The 12,498-nt window shown below is 65.8% G+C and carries 11 protein-coding genes; 8 read left to right on the top strand and 3 right to left on the bottom strand.

The window, feature by feature from the left end; genetic code table 11:
• Positions 1-36: 36 nt before the first annotated feature.
• From SPYCW_RS10770 to ndk, 4 genes are all read left to right on the top strand, one after another.
• Positions 37-1,506 carry a leucyl aminopeptidase gene (locus tag SPYCW_RS10770; RefSeq protein WP_120216780.1) on the top strand — a complete coding sequence of 490 codons (1,470 nt, stop codon included), beginning with the start codon at positions 37-39 and terminating at the stop codon, positions 1,504-1,506.
• A 104-nt stretch (positions 1,507-1,610) separates the two neighbouring features.
• Positions 1,611-2,060 carry a DNA polymerase III subunit chi gene (locus SPYCW_RS10765; RefSeq protein WP_120216779.1) on the top strand — a complete coding sequence of 150 codons (450 nt, stop codon included), beginning with the start codon at positions 1,611-1,613 and terminating at the stop codon, positions 2,058-2,060.
• Between the two features lie 72 nt (positions 2,061-2,132).
• Entirely contained in the window at positions 2,133-2,657 is a 525-nt protein-coding gene (locus tag SPYCW_RS10760) for a hypothetical protein (protein WP_120216778.1), read from the top strand.
• A gap of 100 nt (positions 2,658-2,757) precedes the next feature.
• The gene (ndk, locus tag SPYCW_RS10755; RefSeq protein WP_120216777.1) at positions 2,758-3,180 is read left to right on the top strand and encodes a nucleoside-diphosphate kinase; all 423 of its coding nucleotides are present in this window, start codon (positions 2,758-2,760) and stop codon (positions 3,178-3,180) included.
• 127 nt (positions 3,181-3,307) lie between these two features.
• Here the strand turns inward: ndk and purN are convergent, their stop codons facing one another.
• Positions 3,308-4,255 (bottom strand): phosphoribosylglycinamide formyltransferase, encoded by a 948-nt coding sequence (purN, locus tag SPYCW_RS10750; protein ID WP_120216776.1) that lies wholly within the window; start codon positions 4,253-4,255, stop codon positions 3,308-3,310.
• Between the two features lie 141 nt (positions 4,256-4,396).
• Positions 4,397-5,503 carry a phosphoribosylformylglycinamidine cyclo-ligase gene (purM, locus tag SPYCW_RS10745; protein ID WP_120216775.1) on the bottom strand — a complete coding sequence of 369 codons (1,107 nt, stop codon included), beginning with the start codon at positions 5,501-5,503 and terminating at the stop codon, positions 4,397-4,399.
• Between the two features lie 85 nt (positions 5,504-5,588).
• Here purM and SPYCW_RS10740 point away from each other — a divergent pair, with 85 nt between their 5' ends.
• From SPYCW_RS10740 to SPYCW_RS10725, 4 genes are read left to right on the top strand one after another with little or no spacing between them, the layout of a single operon-like run.
• Entirely contained in the window at positions 5,589-6,863 is a 1,275-nt protein-coding gene (locus SPYCW_RS10740; RefSeq protein ID WP_120216774.1) for a heavy-metal-associated domain-containing protein, read from the top strand.
• Positions 6,863-7,522: an HdaA/DnaA family protein gene (locus tag SPYCW_RS10735; protein WP_120216773.1), complete on the top strand. Its 660-nt coding sequence runs from the start codon at positions 6,863-6,865 to the stop codon at positions 7,520-7,522. The genes SPYCW_RS10740 and SPYCW_RS10735 overlap by 1 nt, the downstream gene beginning before the upstream one ends.
• Positions 7,513-9,687, top strand: coding sequence for an RNA degradosome polyphosphate kinase (locus SPYCW_RS10730; protein WP_120216772.1), 2,175 nt, complete (start codon positions 7,513-7,515; stop codon positions 9,685-9,687). The genes SPYCW_RS10735 and SPYCW_RS10730 overlap by 10 nt, the downstream gene beginning before the upstream one ends.
• A gap of 4 nt (positions 9,688-9,691) precedes the next feature.
• Positions 9,692-11,176, top strand: a complete 1,485-nt coding sequence (locus SPYCW_RS10725) for a Ppx/GppA family phosphatase (RefSeq protein ID WP_120216771.1) — start codon at positions 9,692-9,694, stop codon at positions 11,174-11,176.
• 112 nt (positions 11,177-11,288) lie between these two features.
• Here the strand turns inward: SPYCW_RS10725 and rnd are convergent, their stop codons facing one another.
• Positions 11,289-12,476, bottom strand: coding sequence for a ribonuclease D (gene rnd / locus SPYCW_RS10720; protein ID WP_120216770.1), 1,188 nt, complete (start codon positions 12,474-12,476; stop codon positions 11,289-11,291).
• Between the last annotated feature and the right edge of the window lie 22 nt (positions 12,477-12,498).

The raw sequence follows: 12,498 nt of genomic DNA, 5'->3' as shown, positions 1-12,498 counted from the left end.
ACGTTGCAATCAATCTTCGCATAAGAGAGTTACCGAATGGACATTCACTTTGTCGCGCAAATCGATGCGTCTGCCGACGTCGTCGCGTTTCCGGTCCGCAAGGGCGAGCTGAACGCCTTCGTCCAAGCACTGGGCGAGCCGCACGGTGCGTTGATGGGTGGCGCCGCGGCACAGGCGCGGTTCGAGGGCGCGGCGGGCGGGATTGCCGAAACCGCCGCGGTCGATGGCGGGCGCGTGCTGCGCCTGCTGCTCGTCGGGATCGGCGAAGGGTCGGTGCACGACCTCGAGCGTGCGGGCGGGGCGTTGACCGCGCGCTTGCAGACCAGCGGCGCCGCGGCGGTCCATGTCGATTTTGCAAGCGCGGGCGCAGTCGATGAAGAGGATGTGCTGGCGTTCGCCATGGGCGCAAAGCTGCGGAGCTGGCGGATCGACACCTATCGCACGCGGCTTGCCGACAACGCAAAGCCCAGCCTCAAGTCGCTGTCCATCGCGTCGCCGCACCGCGACCTGGCGGCACGCTGGGCGGAGAACGCAGCCATCGCCGATGGTGTCGCCCTGACCCAGACGCTCGTCGCCGAACCGCCGAATATCCTCTATCCCGAAAGCTTCGTCGAACGCTGCCAGCATCTTGCCGAGCTTGGCGTCGAAATCGAGGTGCTCGATGAACGCCAGATGCAGGCGCTCGGTATGGGCGCGCTGCTCGGCGTCGCGCAGGGTTCGACCCGTCCGCCGCGGCTGCTCGCGATGCGCTGGAACGGGGGCAGGGACGGCGACAAGCCGGTGGTCTTCATCGGCAAGGGCGTGACCTTCGACACCGGCGGGATCAGCCTGAAGCCCGGCCCCGGCATGGACATGATGAAATGGGACATGGGCGGCGCGGGTGCCGTCGCAGGCGCGATGAAGGCAATTGCGGGCCGCAAGGCCAAGGCGAATGTCGTGGGCGTGGTCGGACTCGTCGAAAACATGCCTGACGGCAATGCGATGCGCCCCGGCGACATTGTCTCGACGATGTCGGGCCAGACGGTCGAAGTGCTCAATACCGACGCCGAGGGGCGGCTGGTGCTGTGCGACGCGATCACCTGGGCACAGAAGATGTATTCGCCGAAGGTCATTGTCGATCTCGCGACGCTGACCGGCGCCATGGTGATCTCGCTCGGGCATGAATATGCTGGCATCTTCGCCAATGACGACGCGCTTGCGGACAAGCTGATCGCCGCAGGCGAGACGAGCAATAACAAGCTGTGGCGCTTTCCGCTCTCGGCAGCCTATGACAAGCTGATCGACAGCCCGATCGCCGACATGAAAAATATCGGCCCGCGCGAGGGCGGTTCGATCACTGCGGCGCAGTTCCTGAAACGCTTCGTCGACGAGGGCGTTGCCTGGGCGCACCTCGACATCGCCGGTACGGCCTGGTCGGACAAGGACGGGCCGGTGTGGGCCAAGGGCGCGACGGGTTACGGGGTGCGTCTGCTCGACCGTTATATCGCCGAGAACCACGAGGGTTGATCGATGGGTAACTACCGTAGCGCTGAGTTTGTCGAAGGGCGCTTTTCAGATAGGCACCCTTCGACAGGCTCAGGGTTTCGGTGAGAGGCTAAGCGGAGAATTATGTGTCGCGCGTCGACTTCTACCGGCTGACCCGCGACCCGGTTGAACGGGTTCTCCCCGCCATCGCGGCGCGCGTTTTGGCGAACGGCGACCGCCTGCTGGTGGTTGCCGCGCCTGCGATGCAGCGGCAGTCGATCGATGACGCGCTGTGGACGTTGCAGCCGGCCAGCTTCCTGCCGCATGGCCACGCCGGCTCGCCCGACGCGGCAATCGAGCCGATCCTGATTTCCGGCACATTCGACGCCGCGGTCGCCAATGGCGCAACGCATGTCGCGCTCGCCGACGGCGAATGGCGCGACGAGGCGCTGGGGTTCGACCGCAGCTTTCTGATGTTCGACAACAGCCGCATCGACGACGCTCGTACACTCTGGCGCGCGCTTGCCGCGCGCGACGACATCGATAACCGCTTCTGGAAACAGGACGAAAACGGCCGCTGGTCGGAGGGGCCGTGAGTGTGACGAGGGTCACCGCGCGATTGCGCGCGCGGTGGCACGGATCAGGATAATCAGCAACGGGAGCCGATCATGACCAGAATTTCCGTTATTGCCCTGGCGGCCAGCGCGCTGCTCCTTGCCGCTTGCGGTTCGAAATCGGAGTCCGAAGTTGCCAGCGGCACTTACACCGATCCGGAAACCGGGCAGACCGCCGATTACAAGATTACCAGCAGCGACGACGGCGAGAGCGGCAAGGTCAGCATCAAGACCGAGGACGGCGAGATGGTGTTCGGCGGCGGCGCCGACAACGCCAAGCTCCCGGCGGGCTTTGCCCCCTATCCAGGCTCGAAGATGACCGGGGGTTTTTCGGCCAGCGGCACCGAGGGCACCGGCGGGATGGCCAGTTTCGAGGTTGATGCCAAGGCCGCCGATGTCATCGCGCATTTCCGCAAACAGGCCGAAGCGGCGGGCATGAAGGTCACCAGCGAGATCAAGAGCGGCGATACCATGATCATCGGTGCCGAAAAATCCGGCGACGGCCAGGGCGGGGTGCAGATCACGGCCACGCAAACGGGATCGCAGGTGAACGGCACCATCACCCACGGCGGCGGCTGACGCGCGCCCGTACGGGGTACACTCTCCAACCTTGCGGCGGCGCGAAAGCGCGGCTAGAGGCGCGCGCATCGCAGACCATAACAACACAGGAGCTTCCCCCATGGCGGTCACCCGCACTTTTTCGATCATCAAGCCCGACGCCACGCGTCGCAACCTGACCGGCGCCGTCACCAAGATGCTGGAGGACGCTGGCCTGCGCGTCGTCGCGTCGAAGCGCATCCACATGAGCCGCGAACAGGCCGAGGGCTTCTATGCCGTCCACAAGGAACGCCCCTTCTTCGGCGAACTCGTCGACTTCATGATCAGCGGCCCGGTCGTCGTCCAGGTTCTGGAAGGTGAAGACGCCATGCAGCGCAACCGCGACGTCATGGGCGCCACCAACCCAAAGGACGCCGCGCCCGGCACGATCCGCAAGGAACTGGCCGAAAGCATTGAAGCGAACACCGTGCACGGTTCGGACAGCGACGAAAACGCCGCGATCGAAATCGCGTACTTCTTCAAGCCCGAAGAAATCGTCGGCTGATAAAAACGCGTCGCCCCCGCGAAGGCGGGGGCCGCAAGCCGCATGACGCTACGCCGATAGCGGTCCCCGCCTTCGCGGGGACGACGGATATAGAAAGGCCGCTGGATTGCTCCGGCGGCCTTTTTTGTCAGAATTCGTCGGCAATCCCCATTAACCCAGCCAGTTTCTTCGGCGCGACCGCGAGCCAGCTCTTGCGCAGCCACTCGCCGATCGCGTCCCAGTCGGTGTCGCCGAGGTCGAGGCGGATGCCGACCCAGCCGTCGCCGAAATAGGCGGGGCGGTAATAACGCTCTTCGTCGAGTTCGATCAGCTGTGCCTGTTCGTCGGCGCCGCTGATCTTCACCAGCAGCGCGATCTTGCCGTCGCCGTGATGATCCTCGGTGAAATAGGCGAATTTCTTGCCCTTCACGATCCCGAAGCAGGGCATGCCGTGGGATAATACTTCGTCCGCCTCGGGCAATGCCATCGCCAGATGGCGCACGCGGGCGCGCAGATAGTCGGGCGATCGTTCGCGCGTGACGAAGGCGGCAAGGGTCGGCGGGTAGAGCTGATGCTCGGCAATCCGCACGCGTGCGGCAAGGGTTTCGACGGTGTCGCCGGGCAAGATCGCGACCGGCGTCTGCGCCAGCACCGGGCCGTCATCGACCCCGGGGGTGACGATGTGGACGCTGCACCCGCCGAACTTATCGCCCGCGTCGATCGCTCGCTGGTGGGTCTCGAGTCCCTTGTAGCGCGGCAGCAGGCTGGGGTGGATGTTGAGCATCTTGCCCGCCCAGCGCGCGACGAAATCGTCGCTCAGGATGCGCATATAGCCCGCGAGCGCGACGAAGTCGGCCTTGGTTTTGCGCAGTTCGGTGTCGACAAGCGCGTCGAATGCGTCGCGGGCCATGCCCTTGTGCGGATGCGCCCAGGTAGCGACGCCCTCGGCTTCGGCGATCTTGAGTCCCGGCGCGTCAGGGTCGTTGCTGCCGACCAGCACGATCTCATAGGGGCAGTCGGCGGCCTTTGCCGCATAAAGCAGCGCCGCCATATTGGTGCCTGCGCCCGAAATCAGGACGGCGACTCTGGCTTTCACGCCAATCCTCCCGGCGCGAAGCGTGGGGAGGGGGACCGCGCCAGAAGGGCGTGGTGGAGGGGCGAAAACGCCGCGCTACCGGCCCCTCCGTCAGCCCCTGCGGGGCTGCCACCTCCCCATTGCTGCGCAACAGGGAGGATATTATCCATTATGCGTCGCGCTCCATGCCCCCATCGCGCTCCACGTCTCGGCGCTGCCGGTGACGGTGCAGCCTTTTTCGCCCTCGGCGATATGCCCGATCCGGTGGACCGTCTCGCCCGCGGCTTCCAGTGCTGCGGTCACCTCGGCAACATCGTCCTCGCCAACGACCACCGCCATACCGACCCCGCAATTGAACGTCCGCGCCATTTCCTCGGGCTCGATATTCCCCTGCGCCTGCAGAAACGCCATCAATCGCTGCTGGTCCCACGCATCGGCATCGACATGCGCGTGCAGCGTCTTGGGCAGCACACGCGGGATATTCTCGAGCAGGCCGCCGCCAGTGATATGCGCCAGCGCGTGGATCTTGCCGGTCTTTACCAGCGGGAGCAGGCTCTTCACATAGATGCGCGTCGGCGCCATCAGCGCGTCGATCAGCAGGATATTCTGGTCGAACAGGGCAGGGCGGTCGAGTTTCCAGCCCTTGTCGGTTGCCAATCGGCGTACGAGCGAAAAGCCGTTCGAATGGACCCCCGACGACGCGAGTCCGAGGATGACGTCGCCCGCGGCCACCTTGTCGGCGGTCAGCACCTGGTCGCGCTCGACCGCGCCGACGCAGAAACCAGCGAGATCGTAATCGCCGTCCGAGTACATCCCCGGCATTTCGGCGGTCTCGCCGCCGATCAGTGCGCAGCCAGCCTGCTTGCAGCCCTCGGCGATGCTCGCGACGACTTCGGTAGCGACGTCGTTATCGAGCTTGCCGGTCGCATAATAATCGAGGAAAAACAGCGGCTCGGCGCCCTGCACGATCAGGTCGTTCGCGCACATGGCGACGAGGTCGATCCCGACCCCGTCATGCTTGCCCGATTCGATCGCAAGCTTGAGCTTTGTTCCCACGCCGTCGTTTGCGGCGACCAGCAGGGGGTCGTTGAAGCCCGCGGCCTTCAGGTCGAAAAAGCCGCCAAAACCGCCAAGGTCGGCATCGGCACCGGGACGGCGCGTCGCGCGGGCGAGCGGGGCAATGGCACGGACCAGCGCGTTGCCGGTTTCGATCGATACGCCAGCCTGCGCATATGTGTAGGAGGCGGGTGAGTTGTGCTTGGAATCCATGGCCAGCGCGACTAACGACTCTGGCCACGAAATGCCATGATTTCCTTGTCCGGGGCCACGCTTTTGGGCAGAGCATAGAGAAGATATGACTTCGGCTGCCTTTCCCCGCTTCGCCCCGAGCCTTTTCCCTCGCTCGCTGGCGCCCCGTGACTGGCGCTGGGCTGCGCTTGTCGGCCTGTTCTTCGCGATTTTGCTCGCGGGGATCGTCGACGGCCAGATCACCCGCGGCAATCGCGGCATCACTCCGATCAACAGCAGCGGCGATTTCTTGGCCAGCGGTATCCTCGTCGACGTCACCGGCGACAATGCCGACGATGCGCGCACCAAGGGCTGGCGCGAGGCGCAGCGCAAGGGCTGGGCGCAGCTCTATCGCAAACTCAATGGCAGCGATGGCCCGGCGCTCGGCGATTCGGTGCTCGACGGCATCGTCACCGCGATCGTAGTCGAGGAAGAACAGATCGGCCCGCGCCGCTACGTCGCGCGCCTCGGCGTCCAGTTCGATCGCGTCCGCGCGGGTCAGATTTTGGGAGTCAGCGGCCGTACGCTCCGCTCGGCGCCCTTGCTTGTCATCCCCGTCTATTCGATCGACGGCATCCCGCAGGTGTTCGAACAGCGCAGCGCGTGGCAGCGCGCTTGGGCCGAATATAATACGGGGCAAAGTGCGATCGACTATGTCCGTACCGCAGGCACCGGCGCCGATACGCTGCTGATCAACGCAGGGCAGACCGGCCGCCGCGGCCGCGTCTGGTGGCGCGTGATCCTCGACCAATATGGCGCCGCCGACGTGCTGACGGCGATCGCGCGCGTCGAATATTCCTATCCCGGCGGTCCGATCAAAGGCCATTTCACCGCGCGCTTCGGTCCCGATAGCAAGCTGATTTCCAGCTTCACGATGACAGGGCCCAGCCCCGCGGCGCTGCCCGACATGATGGAAAAGGCGGTCGCCCGCATGGACCGCATCTATATCGACGCACTCGCCGCGGGCGTGCTTCGGACCGACACCTATCTTGTGCTCGAAAAGCCGGTCGAACGCGAAGATTTGCCCGAAGAGACGCTCGCCACCGACGAAGATGCGCTGCCCGCCGAAACCGACAGCAGCGTGCCGGTGACCGCCGCCGCCGGGGTGCAAAGCTTCACCGTCCAGTATAGTTCGCCCGACGTCGATTCGGTCACCGCGACCGAACGCGCGGTCGCGGGCGTCGCGGGGGTCCAGTCGGCGTCGACGACCAGCCTCGCGCTCGGCGGCACCTCGGTCATGCGCGTGACCTTCCGCGGCGACCTCGCCGCGCTCCGCGCCGCGCTCGCCGCGCGCGGCTTTACGGTGCAGGAGGGCGGCGGCCAGCTGCGGATCAGCCGCTGATGGCGCGCAAAAGCTCCGGTCAAATCGCCCTGCCGCTGGATTGGAGCGCAGGGGGCGCCAACGACGGCCCGCTGATCGTCGGGGCCAGTAACGCCGATGCGGTGCGCTATTTGCGCCATGTGGCGACCTGGCCCGTCCGCACCGCGGTGCTCACCGGCCCGCATGGTTCGGGGCGCAGCCTGATGGGCCGCCTGTTCGCCGCTGACACCGGCGGGCGCGTGATCGACGGTCACGATAGCGTTTCGGAAGAGGAGATCTTCCACGCGTGGAACGCCGCGCAGGCGAGCGGCACGCCGCTGCTGATCATCGCCGACGCGTCGCCCACCGCATGGAATATCGCCTTGCCCGACCTCCGCTCGCGCCTCGCGGCGGTGCCGGTGCTGACGATCGGCGATCCCGACGATTGCCTTGCGCGCGACCTGATTGAGACGCTTTTTGCGCAGCGCGGGATGGCCTTGGCGCCCGGCGTCGCCTCCTATATCGTGCCGCGCATGGAACGCAGCTATGCGATGATCCACCGCGTCGTCGCGGCACTCGATGCGGCCTCGCTCGAAAAGGGCGGCGGCATCGGCATTCGTCTTACGCGTGAAACATTACTGTCACAGGGGCTCATCGATCCCGATTTGCTCGAAAGACAGGATGACGCGACATGTCGATAGCTGGCAGCCCCTTACGCGCCGATAATGACGCCGACACCGCGGCGACGCCGCCGCGCTTCGGCTCCGAACGCTTCTTCAACCGCGAACTGTCGTGGCTCGCCTTCAACCGGCGAGTGATGGAGGAAGCGCGCAACCCCGCGCACCCGCTGCTCGAACGCCTCCGCTTCCTGTCGATTTCGGGCAGCAATCTCGACGAATTCTTCATGGTCCGCGTCGCGGGGCTGAAGGGGCAGCAGCTTCAGGGGATTGACGACCCGTCGGCGGATGGCCGCTCGCCGGGGCAACAGCTCGCCGAGATCGAGGCCGAGGTCCACCGCCTCGTCGACCAGCAGCAGAGCGAATGGCAATTGCTCCATCGCCAGCTCGCCGAACAGGGCATTGTCGTCCACGGCGCGGGGTCGAACAAGGAAGCGTTGCGCACCGCGCTGCGCCAATATTTCATCGACCAGATTTTCCCGATCCTGACGCCGCAGGTGCTCGACCCGGCGCATCCCTTTCCCTTCATCCCCAACCGCGGCCTTGGGGTCATTTTCGACCTTCAGCACAAGGCGAGCGGCGACACGCTCCGCGAACTGGTGATGATTCCCGCCTCGCTGCCGCGGTTCGTGCCGGTGCCTGGGCAGGCGACCAGCTTCGTCCCGATCGAATTTCTGATCGAATTGTTCGGCGACCTCCTGTTTCCGGGGTTTGCGATCCGCTCATTGGGCGTGTTCCGCATCATCCGCGACAGCGACATCGAGCTGGAGGAAGAGGCCGAGGATCTCGTCCGCCTCTTCCGCACCGCGATTCGCCGCCGTCGCCGCGGTCGCGTGATCCTGATGGAGCTGGAAGCCGACATGCCCGCCGAAATCGCGGCGCTGCTCAATGCCGACATTCAGGGGCATGAGGCGATCGTTGCCAAGATCGGCGGCTTCATCGGGCTCGCGGCGCTGTCGGCGCTCGTCGACGTCGATCGTCCCGACCTCAAATTCCCGGCCTATTCGCCGCGTTTTCCCGAACGCATCCGCGAACATGGCGGCGATTGTTTCGCGGCGATCCGCTCGAAGGACATCGTCGTCCATCACCCATACGAGAGCTTCGATGTCGTGCTGTCCTTCCTGCGGCAGGCGGCCGCCGATCCCGACGTCGTCGCGATCAAGCAGACGCTCTACCGCGCGGGCAACCAGTCGCCGGTCATCCGCGCGCTGATCGAGGCAGCCGAGGCGGGCAAATCGGTGACCGCGGTCGTCGAGCTCAAGGCGCGTTTCGACGAGGAGCAGAATCTGCTCTGGGCGAACCAGCTCGAACGCGCCGGGGTGCAGGTTGTTTACGGCTTCATCGAATGGAAGACGCACGCCAAGATTTCGATGGTCGTGCGCCGCGAGGGGCAAGGGTATCGCACCTATTGCCACTTCGGCACCGGCAATTATCACCCGGTCACCGCGCGTATCTATACCGATCTGAGCTTCTTTACCGCCGATCCGCGCGCGGGGCGCGATGCGGCGCAGCTCTTCAACTACATCACCGGCTATGTCGAACCCGAACGGCTCGACCTCATCACCATGTCGCCGCTCAACATGCGCCAGCATCTCAGCGAGCTGATCGACGCCGAAATCGCGGCGGCGAAGGCGGGGGCGCCATCGGGGGTCTGGGCCAAGATGAACAGCCTTGTCGATCCCGACATCATCGACAAGCTCTACGAGGCGAGTGCGGCGGGGGTGCCGGTCGAGCTGATCGTGCGCGGTATCTGCTGTCTGCGTCCGGGGGTCGCGGGCCTCTCCGAGACGATCCGCGTCAAATCGGTCGTCGGCCGCTTCCTCGAACATAGCCGCGTGTGGGCCTTCGCCAACGGCGCGCCGCTGCCGCACCGCACGGCGAAGCTCTACATCAGCAGCGCCGACTGGATGCCGCGCAATTTCGACCGCCGCGTCGAATATATGATCCCGATCGACAACCCGACGGTGCACGACCAGATCCTCGATCAGGTGCTGGTCGCCAATCTGATCGACAATGAACAAAGCTGGGTGCTGCAACCCGACGGCATCTATGTCCGAACCGCGTCTGGCGACAAGCCTTTCAACCTGCATCATTATTTCATGAACAACCCGTCCCTGTCGGGTCGCGGGACGGCGCTGCACAAGCGTCAGGACGTCCCGACGCTCGCTTTCACGATGCGCGAAGTCTGACGCCTTGGGATTGCTGCGCGCCTCGAAGTCGGCGGTTCACCGTTCGGCCGTGATCGACATCGGTTCGAACTCGGTTCGCCTCGTCGTCTATGAAGGACCGTCGCGCGCGCCCGCGGTGATCTTTAACGAAAAGGTCGCCGCTGGGCTCGGCCGCGGGCTGGCAGTCGACGGACGGATCGCCAGCGAGGATGCGATGCGCGGGCTCATGGCGCTCCGCCGCTATGCGCTGCTCGCGAAGCATATGGAGGTCAAAAGCCTGCTGTGCGTGGCCACCGCAGCCGTGCGCGACGCTGAAAACGGACCCGAATTCATCGCCAGCGCCGCCGATGCCGGGCTGGCGATCCGCTTGCTGTCGGGCGAGGAAGAGGCTGAAGCCGCGGGTTATGGCGTGCTGTCGGCGATCCCCGACGCGCATGGTATCGCGGTCGACCTTGGCGGCGGCAGCCTCGAACTGGCCGAGGTCGCGAACGGACAGGTCGGGCGCCGTGCATCTTTCCCGCTCGGCGTGCTGCGCCTGCCCGCGCTGCGCAAGCAGGGGCAACAGGCGTTCGAGCGCGCCGTCCGCAAGATGCTGCGCGGCGCCGGCTGGCCCGACGGGATGTCGGGACTGCCCCTCTATCTGGTCGGCGGGTCGTGGCGCGCGCTGTCGCGACTCGATCTCGAATTGACGCAAGACCCGCTCGCGGTTCTCGACCAGCACAGCCTGCCACGGTCGGCGCTGCGCCGTCTGGTACGCGCAACCAACCGCCTGAGCTTCGAGGAGTTGCGCGCCATTCCCGGCATGGCGTCGAACCGCGCTGCGGCGCTGCCCGATGCGGCGGCGTTGCTCGCGGCGCTCGTGAACATCCTCGACGTTCCCGAAATGACCGTGTCGTCGTCGGGGCTGCGCGAAGGGCTGCTCTATCAGGCGCTCGACGCCGAAACGCGCGCGCAGGACCCGCTGATCGTCGCCGCCGAATTCGAGGGGCGCCGCCTTGCGCGCTTCGCGCCGCACGGGCGGGCGATCACCGAATGGATTGCGCCGCTGTTTGCCGGCGAAGCGCCCGCCGACAGCCGCGTCCGGCTCGCCGCCAGCCTGCTCAGCGACGTCGCCTGGTCGGCGAACCCCGACTTCCGCGCTGAACGCGGCACCGAAATCGGGCTGCACGGCAACTGGCGCGGCATCGACATTCCGGGGCGCATCCTGCTCGCGCGCGCGCTGCACGCGGGGTTCGGCGGTGCCGACAGCGATTTCCCCGACATGGGCAGGCTCGTCACCGCTGACCGGCTGGCGCGCGCGCGGCAATGGGGGCTGGCGATCCGGCTGGCACAGCGACTGACCGGCGGGGTCGAGGCGCCGCTGAAGGCCAGCCACATCGTGCTGGTCGATGGCAAGCTGCGGCTCAGCCTCGACCATGGCTGGCATCATCTGGCGGGCGAGTCGGTCGAGCGCCGCCTGCGCTCGCTGGCGCATGCGCTGGATGCCAAGGCCGAGCTGGTGATGCTTTGATATGCCGTCGCCCCCGCGAAGGCGGGGGCCGCAAGCGGCGTTGTTCGGCGATCGAGGCGTAAAACGCGAGCGGCCCCCGCCTTCGCCGGGGCGACGGTATGACGCCGCGGCGTTAACCCTCGCTCGCGGCCGCCGCGTCGATTTCGCTCATCACCAGCTTGCCGTTCTTGACCGCAAAACCCATCCGTCCCTCGACCAGATCGAGCGCGGCGTGGCCGAAGACGTCGTAGCGCCATCCACGCATCATCGCGATGCCCTCGCGCGCGCCGGCGGCCAGCGCCTCCAGATCGTCGCTGCGCGCGATCAGCCGCGCCGCGACATTGAGTTCGCGGGCGCGGATCTTGAGCAGCAGCTTCAAGAGGTCGGCGACGAGCACGCCTTCCTTGCCCAACCCCGGACCACGCGGCGCACGGTCGGGCATGTCGTCCTTGTCCATCGGGCGGGCGTTCGCCAGCGCGTCCATCAGCCGCGCGCCGATGTCGTTGCTGCGCCAGGTCGCCGACAGCCCGCGGACGCGGCCGAGGCCGTCCTGATCCTTGGGCGGATGCGCGGCCAGGTCGGCCAGGGTCTCGTCCTTGACGATGCGTCCACGCGGCAAATTCTTCGATCGCGCCTCGCGCTCGCGCCACGCCGCCAGCGCCTGCAAGCGGCCCAGCACGTCGGGTTTGCGCGACGGGATCTTTATCCGCTGCCACGCCTTGTCCGGATCGACGCTGTAATTCGCCGGATCGGCCAGCTTTTCCATTTCCTCGTCCAGCCAATGCCCGCGGCCGGTCTTGACCAGCTTGTCGAGCATCATCGGAAAAATCTTGGCCAGATGGGTGACGTCGCCCACCGCATAGTCGATCTGGCGCTTGTCGAGCGGGCGGCGGCTCCAGTCGGTAAAGCGCGCGCCCTTGTCGAGTTGCAGCCCGATCCACGCCTCGACCAGGTTCGAATAGCCGACCTGTTCGGCCTGACCGATTGCCATCTGGCCGATCTGGGTGTCGAAAATCGGATGCGGGGTCTTGCCGGTCAGGTTGAAGATGATTTCGACATCCTGGCCGCCGGCGTGAAAGACCTTCAGCATATCCTCGTTATCGACCAGCAGGTCGAGAAGCGGCTTCAGGTCGATGCCGGGCGCCATCGGATCGATCGCCGCGGCATGCTCGCGGTCGGCGACCTGGATCAGGCAAAGCTCTGGCCAGAAGGTATTTTCGCGCATGAATTCGGTATCGACCGCGATGAAATCGCTGTTCCGAATGCGGTCGCAAAATTCGACCAGCGCGGCGTTGGTTTCGATCAACGGATGGACTTGCATAGCGCGCCTATACAGCTAGTTG

This window comes from Sphingopyxis sp. EG6 (assembly GCF_003609815.1).
Classification (GTDB): Bacteria; Pseudomonadota; Alphaproteobacteria; order Sphingomonadales; family Sphingomonadaceae; genus Sphingopyxis.
Note: the sequence above shows the minus strand (reverse complement) of the source record. Positions and strands in the feature narration are given on the sequence as shown.